At 40.5% G+C, this 26,275-nt stretch carries 17 protein-coding genes and 1 pseudogene; 8 read left to right on the top strand and 10 right to left on the bottom strand.

The window, feature by feature from the left end; all coding sequences use genetic code 11:
• Positions 1–26 precede the first annotated feature (26 nt).
• A complete protein-coding gene (locus IQ264_RS04795; protein WP_193979139.1) occupies positions 27–995 on the top strand; it encodes a tyrosine-type recombinase/integrase in 969 nt (322 codons plus the stop codon).
• Positions 996–1,015: 20 nt separating this feature from the next.
• On the opposite strand, the gene IQ264_RS04790 is transcribed toward IQ264_RS04795, so the two are convergent.
• The 5 genes from IQ264_RS04790 to IQ264_RS04770 all read right to left on the bottom strand — a co-directional run bounded on the left by IQ264_RS04790 (position 1,016) and on the right by IQ264_RS04770 (position 13,287).
• Positions 1,016–4,294 carry a helicase-related protein gene (locus tag IQ264_RS04790; RefSeq protein ID WP_193979137.1) on the bottom strand — a complete coding sequence of 1,093 codons (3,279 nt, stop codon included), beginning with the start codon at positions 4,292–4,294 and terminating at the stop codon, positions 1,016–1,018.
• Between the two features lie 110 nt (positions 4,295–4,404).
• Positions 4,405–11,601, bottom strand: a complete 7,197-nt coding sequence (locus IQ264_RS04785) for a sigma-70 family RNA polymerase sigma factor (protein WP_228061296.1) — start codon at positions 11,599–11,601, stop codon at positions 4,405–4,407.
• Positions 11,602–12,128: 527 nt separating this feature from the next.
• Positions 12,129–12,614 (bottom strand): hypothetical protein, encoded by a 486-nt coding sequence (locus IQ264_RS04780; protein WP_193979135.1) that lies wholly within the window; start codon positions 12,612–12,614, stop codon positions 12,129–12,131.
• Between the two features lie 113 nt (positions 12,615–12,727).
• Entirely contained in the window at positions 12,728–12,946 is a 219-nt protein-coding gene (locus tag IQ264_RS04775; RefSeq protein WP_193979133.1) for a hypothetical protein, read from the bottom strand.
• Positions 12,943–13,287, bottom strand: coding sequence for a hypothetical protein (locus IQ264_RS04770; RefSeq protein WP_193979131.1), 345 nt, complete (start codon positions 13,285–13,287; stop codon positions 12,943–12,945). Before IQ264_RS04770 ends, IQ264_RS04775 begins: the two co-directional genes overlap by 4 nt.
• A gap of 119 nt (positions 13,288–13,406) precedes the next feature.
• Between IQ264_RS04770 and ssb the strand changes: the two genes are divergently transcribed.
• The 4 genes from ssb to IQ264_RS04750 all read left to right on the top strand — a co-directional run bounded on the left by ssb (position 13,407) and on the right by IQ264_RS04750 (position 18,425).
• Complete coding sequence (ssb, locus tag IQ264_RS04765; protein ID WP_228061290.1) at positions 13,407–13,838, top strand: single-stranded DNA-binding protein; 432 nt, start codon at positions 13,407–13,409, stop codon at positions 13,836–13,838.
• Positions 13,839–13,866: 28 nt separating this feature from the next.
• Positions 13,867–14,178, top strand: coding sequence for a single-stranded DNA-binding protein (locus tag IQ264_RS04760; protein ID WP_193979129.1), 312 nt, complete (start codon positions 13,867–13,869; stop codon positions 14,176–14,178).
• Positions 14,179–14,249: 71 nt separating this feature from the next.
• Positions 14,250–15,602 carry a DUF6884 domain-containing protein gene (locus IQ264_RS04755; RefSeq protein ID WP_193979127.1) on the top strand — a complete coding sequence of 451 codons (1,353 nt, stop codon included), beginning with the start codon at positions 14,250–14,252 and terminating at the stop codon, positions 15,600–15,602.
• 81 nt (positions 15,603–15,683) lie between these two features.
• Complete coding sequence (locus tag IQ264_RS04750; RefSeq protein ID WP_193979125.1) at positions 15,684–18,425, top strand: DEAD/DEAH box helicase; 2,742 nt, start codon at positions 15,684–15,686, stop codon at positions 18,423–18,425.
• A gap of 60 nt (positions 18,426–18,485) precedes the next feature.
• Here the strand turns inward: IQ264_RS04750 and IQ264_RS04745 are convergent, their stop codons facing one another.
• The 5 genes from IQ264_RS04745 to IQ264_RS04725 all read right to left on the bottom strand — a co-directional run bounded on the left by IQ264_RS04745 (position 18,486) and on the right by IQ264_RS04725 (position 24,049).
• Complete coding sequence (locus IQ264_RS04745; protein ID WP_193979123.1) at positions 18,486–18,701, bottom strand: heavy-metal-associated domain-containing protein; 216 nt, start codon at positions 18,699–18,701, stop codon at positions 18,486–18,488.
• 286 nt (positions 18,702–18,987) lie between these two features.
• Positions 18,988–19,647, bottom strand: coding sequence for a hypothetical protein (locus IQ264_RS04740; RefSeq protein WP_193979121.1), 660 nt, complete (start codon positions 19,645–19,647; stop codon positions 18,988–18,990).
• Positions 19,631–22,678 (bottom strand): HsdM family class I SAM-dependent methyltransferase, encoded by a 3,048-nt coding sequence (locus tag IQ264_RS04735; RefSeq protein ID WP_193979119.1) that lies wholly within the window; start codon positions 22,676–22,678, stop codon positions 19,631–19,633. Before IQ264_RS04735 ends, IQ264_RS04740 begins: the two co-directional genes overlap by 17 nt.
• Before the next feature lie 2 nt (positions 22,679–22,680).
• Complete coding sequence (locus tag IQ264_RS04730; protein ID WP_193979117.1) at positions 22,681–23,190, bottom strand: MerR family transcriptional regulator; 510 nt, start codon at positions 23,188–23,190, stop codon at positions 22,681–22,683.
• Between the two features lie 193 nt (positions 23,191–23,383).
• A complete protein-coding gene (locus IQ264_RS04725; protein ID WP_193979115.1) occupies positions 23,384–24,049 on the bottom strand; it encodes an SDR family oxidoreductase in 666 nt (221 codons plus the stop codon).
• A 123-nt stretch (positions 24,050–24,172) separates the two neighbouring features.
• Here IQ264_RS04725 and IQ264_RS04720 point away from each other — a divergent pair, with 123 nt between their 5' ends.
• The 3 genes and pseudogenes from IQ264_RS04720 to IQ264_RS04710 form a co-directional block, all read left to right on the top strand.
• Entirely contained in the window at positions 24,173–24,472 is a 300-nt protein-coding gene (locus IQ264_RS04720; protein WP_193979113.1) for an endonuclease, read from the top strand.
• 13 nt (positions 24,473–24,485) lie between these two features.
• Positions 24,486–24,848 (top strand): DUF6876 family protein, encoded by a 363-nt coding sequence (locus IQ264_RS04715; RefSeq protein WP_193979111.1) that lies wholly within the window; start codon positions 24,486–24,488, stop codon positions 24,846–24,848.
• Between the two features lie 18 nt (positions 24,849–24,866).
• Positions 24,867–26,189: pseudogene (locus IQ264_RS04710) on the top strand (DNA polymerase III subunit gamma/tau); the annotation flags it as partial.
• Between the last annotated feature and the right edge of the window lie 86 nt (positions 26,190–26,275).

The following is a 26,275-nucleotide window of genomic DNA, read 5'->3' as shown; positions in this document are numbered from 1 at the left end:
AAGATAGTGCGTAGGCAACACCATCTGTGACGAACGATATCCTGACTTGTTTACCTGACCCATCTAACTTAGCGTTAGTAACGCCTCTGCCTTTGACGAAGCACCCAGCAGAAGTGTATCTGGCTTCGTTGGGTGTGGGTTCGCGGCGCACCATGAGGGAAGCACTCAACGCGATCGCAACGCTATTAACCAATGGCAGTTGCGATGCTAGAACGCTCGATTGGGCAGCGTTGCGCTATCAACATACGGCGGCGGTACGAGCAGTATTGATGGAAAAGTACAGTCCAGCAATGGCAAATAAGATGCTATGTGCTTTGCGACGCACGTTAAAGGAAGCTCGTCGATTGGGATTGATGAGCGTGCAAGATTACGAGCAAGCTGCCGATGTGCAATCAGTTAAAGGAAAGCGATTGCTGCGCGGACGAGCGTTAAGTCCTGAAGAAATAGCAGCACTGATGAGTGCTTGTACTAACGACCCTACCCATCTGGGCATCCGAGATGCGGCGATGTTGGCAATTTTGATGGTGGGATTGCGGCGTAGCGAGGTGGTAAGTTTAGAGCTTTGTGATTTTAACTCTCGTGCGCGATCGCTGAAAGTGCGCGGCGCTAAGGGAGAAAAAGACCGAATTGTTTATTTACCAGTAGCAGGGTGTGCGGCAATTCAGGATTGGATTGCGGTTCGCGGTCTAGCACCAGGGGCGCTACTATATCCGTTAGATAAAGCAAAGCGGATGATTGTGAAACGGATGAGCGAACAAGGTATTACCGTGGCTTTGCAACGACGAGGAAAGAAAGCAGGAGTGGCGGCTTTTTCACCGCACGATTTGCGAAGAACATTTATTAGCGATTTGTTAGATGCGGGAGCAGATATTGTCACGGTATCTCAACTAGCAGGTCACTCTTCTCCTAGCGTTACGTCTAAATATGATAGGCGTGGGGAAGCAGCAAAACTGCGAGCTGTTGATTTACTTAATGTTCCGTATAAAGGTCGGTAAAACAAAACCAACCATTTCGGCTATTCAAGGTTAAACCATTGGTAACAAACAAGCTGAATATCTTCTTCCTTAATCATCTCTAATGGGTCTAATTCTTCTTCGTCAAGCTCGTAGTATTGGTCTTGTTCAACGAACAACTCATCTAGTTCAGAAACGAGGGCATTTAAGTCTTTGGATAAAACGTATTTCTCCCAGATTGCCTTAATGTCGCGCTCATAGATCCGAAGGTTAATTGTGGTAATCACTTTTAAAACCCGTTCTTTAGCTTCTTTATATATTGGTTCCTCTTGGCTTAAGCTAATTTGTGTTAAGGCGTGGTAAACTTTTTGTAAAAGCTTGGTCAATTGAGGCTTTAATTGCCTGCTAGTTCGTTGCTTTTTAAAGTAAGTCATCAAGTTACTTATAGCCTTATCCAGAACATCAAAAATGCTGTTATCAAATTTCACTGGTAGTAGCTGTTCAGGATGTGGGAAGTTCTCAGCTTTACACTTGAGCCAGTTGAAGATTTTGCGCTTGTCGCTGGTTAGTTTATTAGAGTCTATCGAAATCACACCATTTACACGGGGGTAAAAGTGCCAAAAGTGTTTATCTTTGGCACGAAACGCCAGAAAAATTCCTCCTGTTTCAAATTCAGGAATAGAGAGATAGCGCGTACTGTGAATACCGAGTGGAATTTCCTCAGCTGCTTCTTCCCCCTCTTGCTTGAAAAATTCCAATAAAGGCAAACGCATTTCATCAAGGGATACCAAATCGGCAGCTTGCTCAAGTTCCTCTAAAATTGCTTCTTTATCTGCATCGGTAATTGCTTTCTTAAGCCGATATAATTCTTCCAACGATTTCTCTGAAATAATTTCTCCTAAAACGCTAGCATCCAATCCTACTTCCTTATCAATCATGGCAATTCGTGCCTGCAATCGCGCCACTAGTCCCAGCAACGCCTCCAAACCTTCTTCTGGAAAGCAGTTATAAATAAACAGTTCCTCATAGTTAGTACCCAAACGGTCAATTCTACCAGCACGTTGAATCATTCGTACCGGGTTCCAGTGCAGGTCATAGTTAACTAAAACGCCTGCATCTTGTAAGTTTTGGCCCTCAGATAGAACGTCAGTGCAGATAAGAATGTCAATTTCCTGACTTAGGAGATTCTGCTGTTCGGATTCATTCTCACAGTTAGCTTTAGGTGCAAAGCGCTTAACTTTTTCCTCTCTTTGTTTACCAGGAGTTTCACCAGTGATTTTGTCAATTTTAGGCTGACGCTCGTTTATTGCCATCTTCTTCAACCAGTCTTCATCTAAGAGCAGTTGGTTGTACAGATAATCTGTTGTATCTTTGAAATAGCTGAAAACCAAAATTTTTTGACCTTTTAGTTCAGTAACTAGCAGTTGTTTGAATGTTGCTAGCTTGCGGTCGTAGTCGCGTCCTAATTCTACATCATTCTGAATTTTGTCTAGTTTATTCAAAATGCCATTAAGGATATTAAGATCTGATTGAATCTGCGAGCACAACTGGTCAATTTGGTAGTCGTTTGGGTCAATTTTATCCAAAGACTGAATCAACTGCTCTACTGAACTGCTCTCCTCTTCATCTATTTCAGCCGCAATAATTTTACGGAAATTATTACTGTCTAGCAATTTACCTTGTTGTAACAACATATAAAACTGCTCTTGAAAATTCCTTTGATTGCGGATGCTGTTTCTAAAGGCAATCACCGAACTTTCTAACCGCTTTAGATATAGCGACTTCATCAAGGCAACAAGAGCATCATTACACTTGACCTCATCTTCATCTTTCTTGGTTTTCCGCTGTTTAAAAGCTTTGATGTTGTATGGTGCTAGGTGCAATTGGTCAATTTGATTAGAAATTCCTACATAAAGTCCTTGAAAACTAGCTTCAAAATTATAGGTAAACTGCTTAAGAGAGCGTTTAGGAAACCGAATCTTTTGACCAGCAATGTAAATTTCTTCTCCTGCTAGCTGTCGCTTAATAACATCTTGACGAGAGCGCCTTACTATAGTTTGCAGCAGAAGTTCAGTAATTTCTGCTCCTCCTTTGGCTAAAGCTTTAAAGTAAGTTTTGAGATGGGGGATTCCCCACTCTCGGTAATATGTCTCCGTGTTACGTGCCAGCAAAAAAATTTGATGGTAAAGGTCATAAATGCTGGTATTAATAGGGGTGGCGGTTAATAGCAGTACTCGTTTATTACGCTGACCGCTGCCAATCAATTTTTGGAGATTTCGGTATCGGTTTGTTGCACTATTACGAAAGTTGTGGGATTCATCCACTACAATAATGTCATGCTTGTTGTAGCGACGAGTGTCAAAGGTTGTCCGGCTAATTTCTTCTTGGGAAATCACATCAGCTTTAATTCCAAATTCATCCAGCTTTTTCAGCCATACCAAATCCCGCAACTGGGCTGGGCATATCACCAGCGCACGAGGCACATAACCGGGACGCTTGTCCTTAATAAGGTAGTGGTCAAGTACCCGCAACCCTATATAAGTCTTACCCAAACCTACGGCATCTGCGACTATACAACCCCGGTGACGCTCCAATAACCTAACTGCTCGCTCGAACCCTTCCTGTTGGAAACTAGCCAGTTCTAGGCTGGTGCGAACGCTTCCTTCTGCTAAGGTATCTTCTTTGAATAGTTCATAAAGTGCTTTCAAAAATACCTGGTAGGGGGTGTAAGGTTTGCTGCCAAACTTAGAGGCATTTAGCGCATCAATTAGTTTGACTTTGTAGTTTTTATCAACACTTTTATCATTCCAAAATTTTTCAAACCAATTATGGCGAAGGTCTTGAGCAACGTATTTTGTTTTATTCAAGACGTTTAACTCGGTATTACCACTCAATCCAGCCGGAGTGAAATTGCTAGAGCCAATGATGCTGTAGTTGTCAAAAATGTAAGCTTTAGCGTGAAGAAACTGAATAGCATCACCAACGATTCCATAGAGTCTGATCTGGATATGGTCTTGCTGTAGATAGGCAATTAAACGGTCAATCTGCTGCTTGTATTTCAGCTTAAAATTTTCTGTTTCTAGTTGCTGCTGAATGTCGCGGCGGAAGTATCGGATTAGATCGATGCGATCGCTTTCTGCTGGTCGAATAGTTGGGTCGCGACCAATTAACAAGCGTAGGCTAGTTACTGTATTGAGTTCTTGTTCTAACCTCGCCCATGCTTCGATCCGAAAAAATCCAGTAGCGATATCTAGGTTTGTTTGACTTTCATCCAAAATCAGCGAGCGTAAAACATCTTCCAGCGTATGTTGATTATTATCTATGTAATCTGGGAGAGCCATAATTTACAAACCTTTATTTTTGAATTAGTTCAGCTACAAATACAGGACAATCCCCCAGAAAGCTACAGCAATAATTGTCCAGATTGCCATCAGGTTGAAGCTATTGGATATTAATCTTCAATAGCTTCTAGGATACGACCAACTAAGGGATCGATGCGCCAGTATTCCTGACCGTTTTTATTGCCTACAGGACTGGCAAAGTTGAGTATATCTGCCCATTTTAGAACTTTGTTAATTGTTTCAGGCTGGAGGTTATCGAGATAATCAACTAAATCATTAACTGATACTTTGCCATCAGGATAACATGATTCAAATTGGGCTAAAACTCGTAATACGTTCTGTTGTTCATACTGAAAAATTCCTAACTCTAACTCGGTTATATCGCGTGCCTCCTGGTAATCAGATAATGAATCTTCGATCTTTTCTAAATAAAGCTCCCAGTGATGTATATCAGCTTGGCAATTTTGATAGAAACGGTGCAGGAGCGTTGACCAATTTCCGGTCACGGCGGTAATTTTTTCTCGGCTATCTTTATCGCTGGGTAAATTACAATCTTGTAGCCATTGTCGTAGGGCTGCATCGTGCCAAGGTTTTAAATTCAAAGCGGTCAGTTTGTTAATAGAATTAAATTCTGTGTTAGTCTTGCTGATTAACTGCCACGCCTTTAGAGGGTCAGCAACAAAAACCACCCGCACGAAGGAATTTTTTGCTCTCAATCTGCCAAGTGCGTCAATGGCTTCATCAACCCAGTGCTGATTCCAAGGACAAGAAGCCGACACAAAAATGATTGTTAGACCTTCTTTTTGGCGATTACGAATTCGCTCTTTCAAGTTTTGAGAAAAATCATTTTTAGATAAAATGTCTTCCCAATAATAGGAGAAAAATTCCTGTTTCTTACTCAGAACTGATTTTAGATAAAGCTTCAAGTCATCAAGTCCAGCCGCTAGAGAACCAAATATAATGGAGGCTCCGTTTTCTGGAAGCAAAAGTTTTGCTTCTTGCTGGGCTGTTAAAGGACTTCGCCTAGAGTCGTCTTTTACACCAATAGCTGAACGAAATGTAGCAGGCTCGTATTCTATTGGTACTTCACGCGGTTGCAAAAGTGCTGCTTCAATTTCTTCTGGAGTTCCCATCAGTAGTAATACGTTGGGACTTCTCAACGTGAAACCACCAGTACTGGTGATCCGTAAAACGCCTAGTCCGACCATTTCTTCCAGCAGCACCTGAATTTCATCTGATGACAAGCCTCGGAAACCCTCATACCACCATGTCAGTACTTCATTGCGAATCCAAAACACGCTAAACCCATCCACCATGCCGTTTTCACTTTCTATAGAGCCATAGGCAATGGCGTAAGCGATCGCTTCATAGCGCCGATCCAGTTGCAGCGTCCACATAAAGCGATCGCGGATAGCTTTGCGGAGGTCTTGATTGTTATAAGCATCATCAACTTGTTGAGACGTAATTACGTAAGGTGGACTGCTTCTAGTATCAAAATTAACAACGTCAGGGTTGGTAACGTGCTTGAGCAATTGTTGACAATAAAGTTGGATTAGGCTGGGATAATAGTTAGTCTGCGAGAGAATTCGTGTTACCAAATCAAGAGATTCAAAGCGGTAGCCAATGCTGGCAAATGGGCGTTCAATTAAGGCTCTTGCTTCGCGCATTTCGCCATTATTTAGTAATGGGCCAATGCAAATGGGTTCTCCCAAGTGAGCTAAAGGATGGTTCTCTAGCTTAGTAGTCCGCTGGACGTTGTGTAAGCCAGCAAATACTACCTTAAAACGGCGATTTGTTCTGTCCATTAATCCTTTCAAACGAGCAGAACGAATAAACTCTCCCTTCTCATCATTGCCTTCTGTGCGTTTTTTGCCATCTGCTTCGAGAAATCTATCTGATTCATCTAACAATAGAAGGATACGGCGCTTTTCATCCTGCTCAAGCCAATTTTCGATTTGCTTTAACAGTTCCTCCGGCTTGAAACGGTTAGATTTAGTATCAGGAATAATTGCCAGACGCTTAAACTCAGTTGCCAGTAAATTCCAAATCTCATCAATATCTCTATCGTAACCAATTGCTTCAGCTTTTAGGTCTAGCCACAATGCAATTTTTCCTTCTTTTGGTGAGTGAAAATCGCGCTCAACAGAACGTAACAAGACCGTTTTACCTAGCTGCCTTCCCCCATAAATAAAACAAGACCCTGTAAGAGCAATAATTGAGTCTCTTTCTCGTTCGCGCCCATAAAACATTTCTGGGGGAACAAACCCGGAAGTGGTTGTATAAGGTTCTAAAAAAGTGAAGGGCAAAGTACACTCGAATAAGATAGGTAGTCGTGCGCCTCTTTCTCCACAGAGATAGAAGATGACAGCATCATCGATAACGACAAATCTGCGGCGACGATCTCGACACAATCGAGCAAGGTCTCTGCGTCTTTTTTCTGTCATCCGTCCAAAATGGAACACAAGAACTGGAGAACTATGAGAAGTATCGCCAATCGCATTGAGAATATCTTCTTCTGACGGTCTATCCCATACACAGAGGATACGGTAATGCCCTTTTGCCTCTGAACCAAAAGCAGGTACAGGACAACGCTTCTTGTCTTGAATTAGCTCGGTAATAAAGTCAATCCAGGTATAGTTACCAACTTTTTGAATAGCAAACTTTTCCTTGTTAAAACCAAGGCTACTAAGAATTGAACTCACATCTTTTTCAGTAATTGCTTGCTTCCTTCCCTTAACCGCAAACCAGGTATCGAGCATTTGAGATGCTTGTTTTGCCTGAGCACCTGGCACCTGTCGCATCTGTAATTGTCCAATATTATTACGCTGAGAAATTTCATTGATTAGCTCACGGCGCTTGTTAGGATTCCGGTCAGCAGATTCAAGTACATTTTCTATGGAAGTGTACTTTTCCTTAAAGAATTCTTTGAAGACATCTCTCCTATTTTCGGGTTCGGGTATTTGTCGTCCTTGCTGCACCATATCTATATATTCATTTGCAGTCAGGACATCACCTTTATCTAATAAACTGCTGATTCGAGCATAAGCAGGATGTTTTTCCCCTATTTCCTGAATTAATTTTTTTCTAGTTTCATCGATTTCTTTCAAGCGTTGGGCATTAATCGCATCACGGATAGCTTGTAGATGCGAAATATTTTCTAAAAATCTCAGAGTTTTTGCTCTACCACGTTCTATTCTTTCAATCTGCGAGGCATAATCTAATCGCTCAGTTTCTCTAAGCAAACCCAAAGCCACATTATCTTCTAGTAATTTTCTAGTGTCTTGAACTGCAATATTTAATTCTTCTCGACATTTCTGGATATCGATTTTTCGCTGCTGCTCAAGTTTATCAATATCAATGGACGGATCTGGGTAGGCTTGAAGATACTCAATAATTCGACCAGTAGCCTCGTGGTCTTTATTAGAACTCCGGGTCTGAAAAGCTTGTTCCCAATTCCAATAATTCTGATTAAAAAAATCAATAAATTGATTAAGAAATAAGTTTTTGTTTTTGATTTCTGGCTGCCAATCAGAGCTCATCGGTAGTAAAGGAATCTTGAGCAATTCTGCATGGAGGAGATATTTTAAACCAGGTTCTACTGTTGGTAAGATTGCATTGGGTTCAAAGAGACTGCAAATGTCTTCTACTGCTGTTCGGCAACGAGATATTCCCGCCTTTACCAATAAAGAAGCGTTTTTATCATCAACAGAATTTAGTTCTTGTAATACAACTTGGTGAAGACTTGCTAAATCTTTTTGCAATCGTTGAGCTTGATTATGAGTATAACTATTGCTCTTGTCCTGGCGTGATTCCTGAAGTTCAATCCACTGACGCACGAAATTAACTGCTTCACGAACTTGTTGGCGAATTCGACTTAGGGTTCTACCAGTAATAGCATCACTACTACCCCGTAAAAGACCCATTTCGCGCTGTGTACGCTTAACTTCTTCGTTAATCTGAGTTTCATTAGACAATCGCTCGACATATTGTTTTGCAATATCTAGCTTACTTAAATCATTCTGCCTAACAGGAAATAGCAGAGAATAAATAATTTGATTGGGCTTAAACCACTCAATCCAAACTAATTTAGCTGTTTCGTAATGTATATATAGAAGTTGAGCTTGAGACCACCAAGCTTCAACTTGCTGGCGTAAAGAAACTAAATCGGCTTCCCATGCTGTCTGACTTCTTACTGTTTTGATAGCTGTTGTATCTAAAGCAAAACCTTGGTTTCCATATTTGGCGATGATTTGGCAATATTCATAAAGTTGATTAAGACCTTCTCCCAATCGTAGTGAGTAGAGAATTTGCGAAGCATTAGTATTTGGCGCTAATAAAGCTGGGCGCAGTGCTGCGGTAGCTAAAAGCAAACTAACTGCTTGGTTCCACTCACTTTCTCCATCAACGAAACAATTATTAATTGGGTGAGCAAAAACATTCTTGAGAGTGTTGGCAATTTCCCCAATTCCAATGTCATAGCGCACATGACGACCCAAAATAACAGCCTGAATTATTACTGAGGGTAAGTGTGCCTGAAAATTAGGATATAGGGTTTCTAGGCAATCTGCTAAATGATATGCAAGGCTAAGTTTATTTTCCCCAATTAATTGCCAAATTCGGTGGCGAAGGGCTAGTGGGTATTCTTCGCTAATCTCACTGTTAACAGATACAGTTTTTTGTTGCTTTGCGTCGCTTGATGTTAACTGAGACTGGGGCTGTATGTCTTCCTCTATCTGTTCTTGGTGAAGGGTATTCTGGCTAGTTTCAAGTTTTGGTAACGACGAAGTTACAATTTCTTCCTGAGTCTTAGTTTGGGAAGTTGTGGTTAATGTTTTGCTAGGCTGAAAGTCTACCATAACTTGATTGCTAGATGGTGCAATCTCTGGTTCTACTTGTGTCAAAATTGGTTGTTTTATGATTTCTGGTTCCTGATTTAATGTTTCTAGTTTGGTACGATCGATCTGTCTTAGTACCCCATCACCATTTAAGGTTGAAAATGAAGGTAATTGTTGTGGAGATTCTTCTTGAATAATCAGTTTTCCTCTTACTGCTGCCATAGCTAAAGTTCTGCCAAATGATTTGGCTACAGCATCCTGAAGGTCTGCTAAACGCTCGTCGTCATCTTCTTCCCAGTCTGAAATTAGTGTCAGTAAATTTGAAAATGAATGATTGCCTTCAGCTAAACTTTGGGTATCTGGAGGTAAATCAGATGCCTGTGATTCCTGAATGGTTTGGTAGAGTTCGCGGGCTTTTGTCTGACACTCCAGTAATGGCTGAAAATCGCTCTCTGTGCGATGGGCGAGCGCCAAAATCTGCTCCAGAGCTTTCAAAGCTTGTGAGCGGAGTTGCTCAATTTTTGATTGCTTACTCTCCACCTCTACAACCGATTGCAGCAAAGATTCCAGAGTGCGAAGAGAAACAAGTTGAGCGGGTGTAGGAATGGGTGAGATCATCGACTTTTCAGCCACTATCACTACTCTATCTCGCAAGTCCACAAAATTTTTCTGGGCTTCCTCAAGTTTTAAAACCAAATCTTTGGATAGTGGAATACCAGGAGTTTGTAACTCAGAAGCCGCCGTTGAGAGTTTTATGCTTAGTTGAGAAAATACTTCTTCTAAAGCAGCAAGTTGTCCTAGTAAATCTGTTGAATTGCATTCCATAGTTTTAATTATTTTACTCAAGTTGATTTCTTTCTCATCAGTGGTGTCGTGGTCAGTTTTTCTATCAGAGAGATGATTTAGGTTTGTTTCTTTTTCATTGGCTTTGTTTCTTAAGGAATTCGATAAAATCAAAGGTTGTTTTGTAAAGGAATGAGCAATCTTTTGAGTAATAATTTGCTGCTCGATAGTTTTTGGAGGCTGACAATCGCGTAATTTACTTAAGGTTTTAGAGATAACTTGACGAATTCGTTCGCGGGTCAGATTAAAGTGCTGCCCAATTTCTGCTAAGGTCTTCTCACGTCCGTCGTCCAGACCATATCGCATCTCTAAAATTTGGCGTTCGCGAGGGCTGAGTATTTCTAAAAGACTTTCTAATTCTTCCTGCAACAGAGTTTTGATGATATGTTCTTCCGGTGTTTCTCCATCAAATTCAATCCAATCTCCTAATGTGGTGTCTTCTTCTCCACCAATCGGTGTATCTAAGGAAGTGATAGGCAGAGCATATTTAACGATAGCTTGTAGGTTTTCGTCTGTAATTTCCAAGTGAGCGGCGATTTCTATTTGTTTGGGACTACGACCCATTTCTTCAGAAAGCTGCTTGGTTGTTTTCTTAACTAAGGAAATTTTCTCCCAGAGATAAACGGGTAAGCGAATGGTGCGAGATTGGTTATCAAGTGCTCGTTTTATACCCTGCCTAATCCACCAAGTTGCATAGGTTGATAATTTATAACCTTTTGTGTAATCAAATTTTTCAACCGCTCGAATTAATCCCAAATTTCCTTCTTGGATCAAATCTAAGAGGTCAACTCCTCGATTTGTGTACTTCTTGGCAATTGAAACTACTAATCGCAGATTGGCTTCTATTAGCTTGTTTTTGGCATATCGACCACTAGCTAAGCGTTCGCGCAATGTTAATGGGGATATACCAGATGCTGACGCTAACTCTTCATCCTGGGGATTTCGCTGAAGCTGCTGTTGTAGTTGCTTTCTGAGAAGTTCTAACTCTTCTAACTTTGCGACTTGGCGAGCAAAAGCAATCTCTTGTGATGTCTTCAACAGCCTAATGCGACCGATTTCTTGCAAGTATAGGCGAACTGAATCCTTTGTTTCAAACTGTTTCTGGTATTCCCCAAACCTGAGTGCTTCGTACTGAATGCGGTGAAGTGTTTGGGGGTCAAGCTTCAGATCGGCAATTTTTTCTAATCGGTTCAAGTCACGATAACTAGGGTCAGCAATGTTAATTAGACACTTGTGAATACTGACCTTCAAATTCATTTGCTCATCAAAACTTTTGTGAGGACTGACGAGCATTAGCTGCCTGTAGTCTTTTGTGGCTAACAACAAAAAAAGGGAAGGGCGCTTACACAGACTGTTGGCGATCGCCCACATTCGATGAGTTACAGCACCAAGCGAAGTCCACTCTAATGGATATAGTTCAAACAGAAAAACCTGTAACTCTGCATCTCCTTGGTTAGCAATTAAGTAAACCTTATGAACAGCTTTTTGGCTTCGATTTGGCAGTTCCAAATCTTCAACATTCAAACTTAGGCAAGTGGCATTGTAGCCAAGCCTTTGAAATAGTGAGGCGACTTGTTCCGGGCTCTCTGTGTTGCGGATCTCATTTAGATGTAGTAATCGCTCAGGCATATTTTCCCCGGAGCGTTTTCAGTACATAGCTCACTCTCTGTCCCTCCAAACAAGACCGGAAAATCGTCGCTCCACTAAATACGCCACCGAAAATTTTCCTTTTCGCTCGCCTATCTCGTGCGAGTATTCCGTTTAATGCAGTCTAGGTTTTAAGTTCTCTCCTTTAAATAGATTACAATTTCTATATATAAGTTTGAGTCCGAAAAAACTCGGTATTTCACACAGTACCCACATTAAGAAGAACCGGAGAAACACTGATTTTTACACTCTTACTTTTGTAAATCGGTTGTTGTGCAATCTATTGGGCATTGAGCAGATCCAAATACCGTTGGAGAATTCCCAAAATAGCTAAACTGAACCGATTAGTTTAGCAATAAAACTCTTGTGGCTAGCCATCCTGAAGCGCTGAACGATTTGAAAATATGCCATGAAGCAAGAAGCAATGGTAATCTGCAATCATCAGGTGATCGCCATAGCGATCGGGCTGACTGCTAGCGCAAGAGTGTTCCCCTCTCAAGAAAAACTAGTTAATGGTCGTATTCAATCAAAAGAGGCCCTTCCGGGATAAATCGAGATGAATAATGAGATTTTTTATGTAAGCCTTTAAAAGAAGCAATTTCAATAGGTTTCTCCAAAGATTCTAATTCTTGCACTTCCCAAAATACAGCCCAGGTTGGCTTATCAGTTAAAGTAGAAGGCGGGCGAAACTTTTTATTTCCCGGATACCGACCATTACGAGAAGGGACATGACCGATATAAACACCATGCCACGATGCTTGCGTGTGTAGAGGTTGGTCGGCTGTGGAATCGCTGGCATAAATAAATACTTCTACTGATTGCGATTTCCGTAATTCATCGATTTGACGAAACACTTCAAAAGCCATACTACCAAAAGCAAGTTTAACTATTTCATTATTTGGCTCGTTGCTAAGTTGAGCGAGCGCTTCTTGTCCCGAAATCAGGTGGATTTCTGGAACGGGTGCGAGAATTGCAAAACTATTGGTTGTAGTCATAAATTCATATTATTTGTCATATTTAACTATGGGATGTGTTATACCTTTCTCCAGTTTCCTTATCAGAAGAGTTCGAGAAGGATATTACATTAAATTTATTATTAAGCAGAAAGCTAAGTTTGAGAACTAGATTCCTGTTGCTGCGTAGCAAAACGTTGTGCCCTTCTTTTATAAAAAGCAGCCATTGGACTATTTTGAAACTCGGCATCTAAGCGAGCATCAAGTTCATCTAAACCAGCAATTAAAGTATCCCAACGCTGGCAGATTTCTTGTAAATTAGCAATATGACGCGCTCTGGTTTGGGCATCAGGAATTTTAGGTTGATTACTCATGGCAATTCAAAATCTCTCCTAATTTCTCTAATTGTAGCTTCTGTAGCAGCAAGTATTGCTTCAGCTTCATCAATGGACTTGGTTAGTAACTCCAGTGTATCGCGAGAGGCAGCAGGTTGCGACTCATAAATCCGACGAAGTGTAATATAAAAACGGGAATAGTATGTATCTGTTCGTTCCTTAGCATTTTGAAGGAAGGTAAAGTAATCAATTGTTTCATTAGTTTCACCAAAATGTTGTTCAATTAAAAATTCAGTGGCAGTCAACTCATTAAGACGTTCTAATAACTGTCGTTGTAAAGCTAGGACAGTTGTAATAATTTCTTCAGGTAATCTCGCCATTGCTGCAATTGAAATCTAGGGTTAATTGTACCATTTATACAGCAAATTATTATATCCTAATTGTCTAAGAAATATTGCCTAAATACTGCTTGTAAATATCGCCTGACGGCGAAAGAATAATGATGTTTACAAAGCAAGTTATGACTACAACTATTGACACCAACAAACTGCTTGAAGAAGCAACAGAAATCCCAGCCCCAAATCTCACTCTTAATTCTGTTAACTTAGTGGGAAGAGCAGGTACTCAACCGGAAGTAAAATACTTTGAATCAGGTAGTATCAAGACAACAATTTCAATGGCAGTACGCCGACCTAGTAAAAACAGTAATCCCGACTGGTTCACCATAGAATTGTGGAACAAAGCAGCAGAAATTGCAGCTAATTATCTGCGTAAAGGTGATTTATTTGGCATTAGTGGCTATCTAAAAATAGAAACTTGGATAGACGAACACAATGATTGCTCTCGTTCCAAACCAGTAATTAAAGCCGATAAAATCTACTTACTTGGTGGCAAGCACGCAGATAACGCTTCAGACAATGATGCCTTTTAATACTTGATTACCCGGAATTTATTTAACCATGAATAACTGCACTTTAGCATTGACAATCAGCGAATTACCAGAAGTTCGTTATACGGCTAATGGTGATAAAACTGGACAAAGCGTTGGCGAATTTTACAGTCCGCACCATCATGAAAAATCCCAACCTTCACCGCCATCAGAGATTAAAATAATTACCTGGGGGGAGAGTTTGACAGAGCAATTGTATAATCTAGAAATTGGCAGACAATACATTATCAGCGGACGACTTTCAACTAATACTGTTGAACGTGCCGAAGGATTTAAAGAAAAAAGGGTAGAGTTAATAGCTGAACGCATTTTCGGCGTTTAGTCGCTACCCAATTAATGTAGAAGTTGCCTCACGGCAGTAGTGTGCGAACAATTCGCGCACTACTATTAATTATGAGTAGGTTTTTTGCTAATGTTGGGGAAAAAGATTATATAAATATCACCCAAAAAACAACTATTTGGGATTTTCTAGAAGAATATCTCAAACCTAGCGGATGGGTGGTATCTTTAGCACGTCGCTCTAAAATAATTCCCAATGCTCCATTGTTGATTGACTGCGGTGCAATCAGTTACAGAAAAGCAGAAATTCCTTACATCAGAGGCGAACAAGTTAACCCATCTTGGGTAATCAATCAAGCTAAATTAATTGCTAATGCTGGTGATACTATCTGCGCTCCCGACCATTTATTATTACCGGGAAGCAATTTAAAATTCCGCCGAAAATTCAATCAAGAAAATGCAGTTAACTTTCTGGAATTAGCAAAACAAGAATTAGCATCAGGCATTATTCCAATGGCAGTCTGTCACGGATTGTCAGTCGAAGAACGAATTGAATATGCACGATGGCTTTACAAAATAGGATATCGCTGCATTGGCATTGGTGGACTTGTACCGCTGGCATCTAATAGCAAATACTGTCAAACAGTGGTGAAAGAAATCAGAAAATCGCTACCTTCTGATTGTCAATTGCACGTTTTAGGATTGTCATCGCCTGCTTATGCTGCTACTTGGAATGAATTAGGAATCGATTCTTTTGATGGGAGAACTTATCAGTTAGAAGCCATTCAAGGCGAAATTTATGAAACAGTTGGTTGTACTATAAAACGCCATCGAGTTGCTCGAATAGGTGAAGAAATTGCAGCGCCTTTGTGTTATTGTCCAGTATGCGTTCGCTTGCGAAAAGAAGGTTTAGATTCGCGTATATCAGGAACGAGATTATCAACATTAGCACTTATTGCTCATAACTTAGGACAATATATTGCGGCTCAACGTAATATGGTGACAAAACGCAGCATAACGTTGATTAGTTGCGTCAATGGTAAACAATCTTCAGCAGCACCTGCTGCCGAATTGTACAACAGTCCTTGGTGGAAAACAGCACTGCGATATGCAGAAATGACAGGTGCGAATTGGTATGCTCTTTCCGCTCGTCATGGTATCGTTCATCCTGACAGTATTTTAGAACCTTATGATGAAACGTTGAAAGGGAAACCTATTGCTGAACGTTGTCAGTGGTCAAAAATGGTTGTAGAACAATTGGCAGGAGTCGCTCATCCTAAAGGTGCTGAAATTGTATTTATTGGTGGGAAAAGATATCGAGAATTTGTGATTCCGCAGTTGCTATCACTACCTGGTAAACTCTACACAACTCGCGCACCACTAGCAGGTTTAGGAATTGGGTATCAAATGCAATGGTTGAAACAAAAAACACCCCAATATAAGCATTTGCAACTAACTCTTTTATAAACAAAAAATTCTAGGCTTTTTCATAATATTTCTGCCTAACGGCATCAGGAGGGAGAAATATTCAGCTAGGATTTTGTCTTCATGAATTCCAATTCAATCCCCAACTATGCTGCATTGATAAAAGCAAGTAAAGAGCATCTCCATCCCCCAGATTGGTTGGCAACCGGGAAATCAATTTATTCTACTAAACATGGACTAGGAGAAGTTGTCGGAATTATTGGTAGTCAATTAGTCGCTAATTTCAGAAAAGAAAATCAACCAACTTCTTTGAACTGGGTATCAGCAATCGCATCTCAAGAATTAAGACAAGCTTCAGAATCAGCACAACCATTATTGGGTGCAGGCTTTGAAGAAATTGGTTTGGGATTAGCAGAAACTATTGCTTATACAGAAACGATTCCCCCTATTGATGGTACGCTGCATCCTATTCCAGATGATTTACCAATTGCGCTTTCTAATTCATTAAAAGCTGTAGGAATCGAGCAAATTTATTCCCATCAATTAGAATCATTACAAGCGATACGTCAGGGGAAAGATATCTGTATTTTGACACCAACAGCTAGTGGAAAAACTTGGTGTTTTAATATTCCGATTCTGGAATCTTGTCTTACAAGTAATGCTACTGCATTATATCTGTATCCGCTTAAAGCTTTGGCTGCTGACCAAATAAGCAAATTACGATCGCTAGTTGCCCTGTTACCATCCAATGCTACAGTCAAAGTTGGGATAATGACTGGCGATATATCCATGTTGGAACGCAAGCGCCTGTTCGTACCAGAACCTCCCCAGATTTTAGGAGTTAGTCCTGACCTACTACATTATCAGCTTTATGCGGTGAGAGCAAAAGATGGTGAGGGATTCCGTGCTTTCTTGCGACGGTTGCGCTACGTAGTTGTGGATGAATCTCACACATATCAAGCAGGATTTGCTGCTAACTTTGTTAACTTGATGCGACGACTGCGGCTGGCAGTGGATACTGTTGGTGGGAACTCCAGCCGCTTGCAATGGGTGTTTTCTTCAGCGACTATCGGCAATCCCAGTCAGATGGCACTGCGGTTTTCGGGACGGGAAGCGACTCCAGAACGGTTACAGTTGATTGAAAAGAATGGTGCTAAAAATGCCGGACGCACGATAGTTTGCCTCAAACCGAGCAGTACAGCTAATCCTGATGCTGCTAAAGTTATCTTGTATCTCCTACAGCAGGAATTATCTGGGATTTGCTTTTGCAATAACCGTTCGGCTGTGAAGAATCTGCTATCGCTTATCCAGCAGGAGGCGATGCGTCAGGGATGTCCGCATTTGGCAGAGGCGGTGGCGATATTCTACGGTTCCCTCAAAAACGAGCGTCGTCATGAGATTATTGAACAAGTAAAGGCAGGTCGCATTAAAGCCATTCTTTCAACTAGCAGCTTAGAAGCAGGCATTGATTTACCTTCTTTGGATTGGTGTTTAGTACGTGGGTGGCCTGGTTCTTTGATGTCCTTTCGTCAACGAATCGGTCGAGCAGGTCGAGGAAATAATCCCGGTTTGGTTATCTTCTTGCCTGTGGCTACCAATCCTCTTGATAACTATTACAGCACGAATCCCAATTTGTTACTACATGGTGCGGCGGAATCAAGTGAATTTAATCCAAATTATCCAGTATTATTGGGTAAACATTTGCTGGCAGCAGCAGTAGAAAGTGGCATTCCTTTGCATCGACTTGATGATTATTTTGGCGAGAAAGCAGGTGCGATTGCTTCGGCTTTAATGAGCCAAAATCAACTTTATGTTAGCCGTAATAGGCAACTTTGGGGACGTGGATATCCACATAAAGATATTAATTTACGCGGTCAGGCTGCGGCTACGATTAAGTTGATTGATAGCAGTACGGGAGAAGAGTTTGAGGAAACCAATCTTGATATTGCTTATCGAGAAGTGTTCCCTGGTGCAATTTATAGCAGTCAAAGTAGTGACGGTCAAATAGTTAAGTACAAATCCAGGGAATTAAATCTGGAACAACGCCGTGCTATCCTGATTCCTATTGAACCCAATTCTCCCACTTTCACGATTGCTGAAACCGAACAAGAAGTGAAATTAATTGAAGCTTTGGCGGAACCAAAAACAGTTAAGCTTTCTCTTCCAGATGGAGAACTGAAATTAACTTTGGGTTGGGGAGAAATCAAATCATTAGTGGCAGGATATAGGTTGTGTGTCAAACAATATGAACTAACTTGTACCCGCAATGGTTGTAGTTATTATCATCAACCATTATCTGGTAAGTTCTGTCCGGGTTGTGGCATTAAGCTTAAAAGGATTGAACTAGTGACAGTAGTTGATGAGGTAACTTTTGATGAACCATACTGTAGTCAATACAAAGCACCTATGGTTCAAGTACGAATTAATGCAGCAGGTGCTAGTATTATGGCACGAGAGGTGCAGCATTTGCAATCTAAAATTCAGCGAGAATTACCAGAAGTTCCCGCAGTTTATGCACCATTATGGACGGCATCTCCCACCAGAATTGCACTACATAGTATCGGACATCAAATTATCTTCGCTGTGCCATTGGTGATTCTGAGTTCGAGTTTGGATTTGAATTATTTGGTGACGGAATCAATAGAAACAGTTGGCTATTTTTATGATGCTGTAGCTGATGGTAATGGATGCAGCGAAGCAGTGTTTCACCAGTTGGAAAAGTTTGCTCAAAGTGCAGCATCTCTATCTCGTAATTGCAATTGTGAAGCTGGTTGTCCCAGATGTCTTTATCTACATTCTTGTCCGCAAGATAATGAATCTTTGAATAAGCAGATAGGGTTGAAACTGCTAGAGGCGATGTTTTGAGGAAATTTTAATTTCTCATAAAGCATAGCTTTTCCAGATTTGGGGAAAAGCTATGTTTTGTTATTCTTTAAGGGAATGTCCAGTGGCAGTAATGGCTTGTTTAATTGACTCCTCAGAAGCAACTGGTTTATTAGAATCGGGTGAATCTACTGTGACAGTTTTGGATTCTACATCTACTTCTACCTTGGCAGTTGGGTCTACTGTGGCAATAGCCTCAGTCAGTTTTTGTGCTTCTTGTGAATTGCTAAGAGTGGGAACGTTTAATTTCAAAGACATAGATAGATTTCAATTCCTTCCTAGTAACGAAAAGTTTTTCTTAACTTTAGAGATTGATTCGGAGTGTGGCATCTGTCATTGGGAATTAGTCGTATGGAAGAAGAAAAATTAAATTTTGACCATGATAATATAAGGGTTTAAACCTTATTTTTAGGAATTATGAGAGAGGTTTAAAGGATGGAAAGTATAATGCGAAATCTTAAGTTACCCTCTGGATTGGAGGATATGGAGGAAGCGAGTTAGTTGAAGGGGGGGGGAAATGCGATCGGGCTTTTGGAATACATACTCAATCAATGACCAGAAATAAGTGAAGAAGCCTGAAGAGAAAGCTTTGTCCATGCTGGCGGTGAAAAGTTCTATAAAGGTCATTCTGTAAGCCGAAATCATGTTCAATTGCCCAATCTTGTTCCATACAAGTTTCGTTACTATATTTACTTAATCGTTCTCGAACCAAATCAACGCAATTCATCATTTTCCCATCAATGACAAAACCAACCATTGCTGCAAAGTCATGACCTGGGCTATAGATGCCAGTGATAAATCGCATTATTCCATTTTTGATGTACTCTGTCGCTAAATACCTATCTGTTCCTGTGCTACTAATTCGTTTGCACTCTATACCAAAATAATCTTCCTGTGTTCCCCATCCATAAAACATCTTGAAATCAATAAACCCATCTGGTTTCAAGCTTTCTGTAGACGCTCTTGATGCTGGTTCATTAACAATTAGTGGTGGTCCAGCAATTCCGAGACGTTTCTTCGCAGCCCACATCTCGTTATGCAAAGCTCCTGCAATCGTGTCTTCATCCGAAGTAACGCTTATTTCGCCTGCTTGACAAACTTGCATCCAACCTTCCCTAATTAACAAAAGGACAGTAATTATAATGTCCTGTCTAAGAATAAGAGCAGGTTGACCAACAGCATTAGATTCATCCAATGGCAGCACGATTTACCCTCAAATGTTCAGACAAAATAAGGTCAGCATCATTTAGACCAGCAGAGCGGCTCCAATAGCGTTTCTGAGCAGGTTTTATGATGTAAATATCTTGGTTAGTATATATTCGCAAATCTCGGCGTGTATAAACTCGCTCGGCGATTTGTTTCGGCAACTGTTCAGCAATTCGATTCAGAATCGTTTTTAACTCTTGAACTTGAGTAGTCTGAACAATTTGCTCTCGTCCAGGTGCAGGTACGAAGCTAAACTTAACTACTTGTAAAGGTGATTTACTAACCTCTATAACATCAGCTACTAATACCCTTTGGCGCAAAGTTTGGAGAAAGGGTTGAATTACGCTAATGAGTTTTATGGCGTATAGCTCTAATTCAGAAATCTGGGGTCGTTGTAAGGCTGCTGATTCTTCTCGATTCATATACAAGTCAATGGTTATGCTGACAGCATCATTGACTAAAATTTGCTCTGTCTCATCTAAACCATAAAGACTAAATACAGCATCATCAAGCTTTTTCTTTACCTTTAAATGGGTAGGAGTATTATGATGCTCAATCAATCGCTTCTCCAAGTCAATGATTTGAGAAACAATATGTGCATTACTTTCAGTAGGAGAAGGAACAGGAAGACGCGCTATATCCTGCATCATCAGTGTCTTACGAGCGACTCCCCATGATGAGGCTGTCATAAACAAAAAATAACTTGTTAAGGAAGAGTTAATAATGCCATTTAGGTAGTGAGCCAAAGATTTAGAGTCTTCTGAAATTGAAAGCCCATAATAACTCTTCGGATACACAATATCTTCGCTACTAAAAGCCGAAAAAATCCCTGTTGATTCGACTTTCTCAGGGACTATAACTAACGGAGCTTTGTAGGTTTGATAGTCTCTTGGAGCTTCCAATCTGCTATATGGAAGAACATCTAATGTAGCTGCATCAATTCTATATTTTGGCATTACTCCCGAAGGGAGCCATTTTTTTTTCTTGAATGCTTGTGGTACTTCTTGACTACAATTACCCAGCTTGAATCCATTTCTAAAAGGCTTTTCTGCTACTTTTTCAATACTTTGAAATGATTCTCTTAATCTTTGAATTAGTGCTAAATCTCTAGCACCTCCCCATGTGGCAATTTTGAGCATATCGGCATCTGATGCCACACCGGAAACTGGCAACTTTTTAATATTTTCAGCCCCAATCTCTAGAATTCCATGTTTTCTATAATCTACAGAACGCTGTGGACAAACAAAATAACAAAAATCCCTCGCTTCTGAACGATATCCTTCTGCAATTAAAATAAGTGCCGGAGCTTCGGAATTAGGAAATAAGTTTTCTCTATACAGTTTGGACAAGTTGATAATTACTCTCGGCTTAAAGTGCATTAAAAGAGCTTCTTTTGCTTCTTTAGCTTCTGAGAAATTACTGAAAAACGCTCTCGCATGTAAAATTAGCCCAATTTGTGTATTTTCATTTGAAAAGTCACTAGCACGCCACAGAAATGCTTGATCGGGTGGATCGCCATAAGCTAAAGGATACCCTTTTGGATATCCTTGTTCAGGGCGTTTACGTTGGCAATATTTTGAAGCTGACTTCGTAAACTTCGATTTAGTCCAAGGAGGATTTCCTACAATTGCGTGAATTTTTTTATTGGCAAGAGCCTCTACACTGTTGAAGGCAGCTTTATCATCAAAAGCATCACAAGAGAATAGATTTCTCCCTATTAAAGGCTGAAATTTTAAGTTACTTAATAGGTGTTTGTATTGTTCTAATTCTCGATCAAGTTCTAAAGCTGTGAGATATAAACTAAATGCAGCAATCTGAACTGCTTGTGGTTCAATATCTACACCATATATTTGATTGTATAGAGTTTCACGAATAAGCTGTCGAGATGGTTCTTCTCCACTCACACAACGTTTTACTACTAATCTCCGAAGAGACTCAACTAAAAATAAACCTGAACCACATGCTAGATCTAAAATTTTGGCACCACCATCAAGTTTCTGAAAAACCTCATCCAGCACTAAATCAACTAAATTAACAGGTGTATAGTGTACGCTCGTTTCTTCGGCTGTTTTGGAGTCTTTGGAGTAGAGGAAGTTTTCATAGATTGAACTGATGAGTTCAACAGGAATCACTTTAAAATCATAAAAACGCCAAAGCCTTCCTTGACCTGTTTTGATATCTATCGTGCCACCTACTAAGTCTTTAATAGTTTCAAGATGTTTTGCTTTATAAGAATTCTGGAAACGACTTGAGGCTACTGGAAACATATCTCCATTGAATGTCACCTGTAGCCATTCAAACAGTCTGCTAGTGGCTGATGAGTCATCCAACAAATCGATAAAGCTATCTACGTTGAAGTGAGACTGGAAGAATTCTGCATCTAAAATGCCTCGATCCTGAAGATAAGCAACAAAGATAGATTGCATTAAAAGAGCATGAGCGACTTGAGATTCCAGCCCTTGTTCTCTGAGCTTCTTCTCAGCTTCTTGTAAGTCTTCTACTAAAACTCGATCGACTCGTTTCTTGCGATCGATCTGCCTTGCATTCTGCCATTTCCAAAATTCTCCAGATTCAATCTGAAGCCGACTAGCGTGTTCGTTGAGTTGCTTCAAGCTTGCTTCGGTATTTTCAAAAAGCTTAATTAAATTACGATTAGGATCGTCTTCTGTAGGCTCGGAGTAGCAGTTATACAGGCGCACATTTGTAGGTGTCACCACCCACAGCATCGGTGCTAAACCATGATTCCAAGACAGTTTGTGCAAACGTGCTAACTCTCTAGGATCGGGATCGGATCGATCTAGCTGAGTGAAATAAATGCAGGGCGATCCAGACAACTCAAATATAGCCGTAGCATTAATTTGATTTGGATCGATAACAGCGCTGTATTTAATCCGCTTCTCAAGCTGTTGATTATTATTACGGAGAGATTCAGCTTCTATCACACCTGAAGTAGGCACACCATTCCTGTAGAAGCCTGTTTCCTCCATCACACGCTGATATAGAATCTCTGTAGTAGATCTGGAAGACATCGCTAGTTAACCTCCCCAACGACAATCTTCTGATAGGTAGTGTCATTCAACGAAATTCCAGAACGCTTATCAAAATCTAATACATGATGTTTCTGCGCCTCTTTCCATAATTCAGCTATTACATCACCAACGGGCCCAACTTCCTGAATCACAACCTGTCCCTGGTTACTACCAGAAGCTTCTAAGACTATCAACCCAAAGTCCTTCAGATCTTCAATCAAATAAAGCTGTGAGTTAACGAAAACAAGGCTATGAGCAAAGAATGAGGGCTTATGCTCCTTCAGCTTCAAAAACTCAAGTACCTTACGGATTTCCTGAAGTGATAGTTTTTCCCGCAGCCGTTCGATCGTTTTTATTTCCAGAACTTGCTGCCAACTATATACAACTTTGGGGTGCTTGGGATTGCCAAACTTTTCAGGCACAACAAGCCCTGTCCGGTCTAGATAGCTTAATCTACCCGAACTTATCCCAGTTAGAGCTAGAGTTTCCTGACGAGTGAACCCACTAACCACAGCAATCCCCTCTATATCACTGCACATTAAGGATTATACTGCTATGTTTAAATTCTATTCAATAATTTAAACATCTATTTCAAAAAGGTCTGTACTTCACAACATCCTGCCATGACTCGTGAGAACACGGAGTTTTTCTGGAAAATCGCTTGTAAAAGGATAGCTCCCACTCCTTCCAATCTGCGTCATTCACCTACCACGGCAGCACCTCACCATTAGCGTGCCAAAAGGTGCCTGTATTCTCCAGGGTTAACTCGTCAATCCGAGCCAACAACCCCTTCACCGACTCTTCCGGCGTAATGCCACCAGATGTAAAATTGGTCATGCGAGTTTGCACTAAACCGGGATGCAGTATCGCCACTGCAATTCCACGTCCTTTGAGGTCGTGAGAGAGCGATTTGCCAGCCATTGACAATGCTACTTTTGACATCCGATAACCATAAGAACTACCAGAGGTATTGTCCCCTATTGAACCCATCCGACTCGTCATAATCACAATCTTAGAACCTGCATGGAGATTTGGTAGTAGTGCATGAGTAACTCGCAAGGTTCCTAAAGCATTTACCTCAAACTGTTCCCGAATGTTATCAAAATCCAACTCTTCTAATGTGACGCGCTTGATAATTCCCGCATTGTTAATCAACACATCAATCCTCGTATCACCCATGCGAGTGACTAAATCTGCAACCGAAGCATCAGAGGTGATATCAATTTCTTCTTCAACCTGCACCCCTAACTGTTTCAATTCTTCAGAAGCACTACGGCAAACAGCAATCACAACATCACCTCGTAGTTGCAATTGACGACAGTATTCATAACCAATTCCCCGATTAGCACCCGTGACTAAATAAGTTGCCATACTTCACTCCCTAAAACAACTTCTACTCTCTTTGAAATTGTAGTGTTTCCAAATACTAAAGAAGCTATGTTTTTTTGTTGCTCACGCACTGAGAGGAATTGATGATTTTGTTGATACTTTCGCATGGTTTATTTACTACATTTCGATCGACGCATCAATCCTACTAGACCAACTCAACATTATTTAGGATATGCCAAAGATTTGGATGAAAGAATTAGGGAACATCGGCTTGGTCGAGGTGCGAGGCTGTGTCAAGTAGCAAAAGAACGGGGAATAACTTTTAGATTAGCAGAAGTTTGGATTGGAGACCGTTCTTTAGAAAGAACACTCAAACGCCAGAAAAATAGCCGAAGATTTTGTCCAATTTGTCATCCCATCAATTCCAGTTTTGCTCCGGCTAACGCCATAAGAGGTGAGAATTAAAGGAGTAAAACTGATGGCTTTAACCCAAGCAGAATTAGATGCCTTTACCGGAACTGATAACATTTATCAGCATTCTTTGGGCAATATTTATTATACCGATGGAGTCAAGTATTTAACAACGCAAGGACAAGCATTTTGGTTACTAGATGCCATTGCTTCCTATCAAACCCCACAGCTACTTTGCCAACAAGATTTAGCCGAATTTCAACTTTGGCAATTAACAGTAGCACCAGATAAATCTGCTGTTCTCACTTGCCAATCAGATAGTAACAACGAACCAGTAGTTACCCAAAACATTCCTTATACAGACTTCCCATTAACTACTATCAAGTTGTTCTTAGCCGACCAAATCCTACTGTTGCCATCCGAGTATTAATTTCACAACACCACAGCAATGTACATCCCATTTCATCAAAAATATCGTCCCCAAACCTTTGCCGAATTAGTAGGTCAAAATGCAATTGCTACTACCTTAACTAATGCCATCAATAGCCAACAAATAGCACCTGCATATCTATTTACTGGTTCTAGAGGAACAGGAAAAACTTCTAGTGCTAGAATACTAGCTAAATCTCTCAACTGCCAAGCAAGCGAACAACCAACGGCAACACCATGCGGTAAATGTGAGATTTGTCAAAGCATAGCATCAGGGTCATGCTTAGATGTAATTGAAATTGATGCGGCTAGTCATACCGGAGTAGAAAATGTCCGAGAAATTATCTCTGCTAGCCAATTTACTCCCGCACAATGTCGCTATAAAGTATATGTGATTGATGAAGTTCATGGACTTTCTAGTGCGGCGATGAATGCTTTACTCAAAACACTAGAAGAACCTCCAAATGCAGTAGTATTTGTGTTAGCCACTACTGACCCGCAACGAGTTTTAGCTACAATCATTTCTCGCTGTCAACGATTCGATTTCCGACGCATAGAATTGACAGCAATGGTCAATCATCTGCGTTATATTGCTACAGCAGAAGATATCAATATTACAGATGAAGCATTAACATTAATTGGTCAAATCGCACAAGGAGGAATGCGAGATGCTGAAAGTTTGCTAGAACAATTAAGCTTACTATCAGGTGAAATTAGCAAAGAACAAATTTGGGAGTTAGTTGGTGCAGTACCAGAAGATGATTTATTGGCAATGCTGGAAGCAGTAATTAGCAATAACCCAGAAAAGTTAATTGACCGAAGTCGGCAATTAATAGAAAGCGGACGAGAACCTCTAACTATTTTACAAGATTTAGTTGGATTTTACCGCGATTTGTTAATTGCTAAAACTGCACCTAATCGGGAAGATTTAGCAGCTTGTACCGCAGCAACTTGGCAGCAGTTATGTGCAAATGCTTCTAGTTGGCAAGTAGCTGATATTTTAGCAGGTCAAGAATATCTGCGTGCTACAGAAGCACAACTGAAAAGTTCTAACTGTCCTCATTTATGGTTAGAAATCACGTTGGTTGGATTGTTGACAGTAGGGAATCAAAATCCTACTGTCAATCAGCAATCTTCGTCAACAGATATCTGGACGCAAACACTAAAACAATTGCCACTTAGTATCAAGGCATTGCTGCAACAGCATGGAAAATTAGTAGCATTAGAAGCGGGAACTGCTACTATCAAAATTAGTTCGGAAGCATTAAAGAATAAAGTTCCAGTTGCACGTTTGGAGTCAGCATTATCGCAAGCAGTTGGTACTAATACTCGTCTGCAATTAATCAGTTAATCTACGCTTCTTTATAACCACAATTCAGACTGAAGTAATTAGCTTCAGCCTAATTTCATTTAGCATTGGAGGAATAA

Origin of the sequence: [Phormidium] sp. LEGE 05292, from assembly GCF_015207735.1 — a bacterium.
Classification (GTDB): domain Bacteria; phylum Cyanobacteriota; class Cyanobacteriia; order Cyanobacteriales; family Aerosakkonemataceae; genus Floridanema.
The sequence above is the reverse complement of the archived record's forward strand: the minus strand, read 5'-3'. Positions and strand labels throughout refer to the sequence as shown.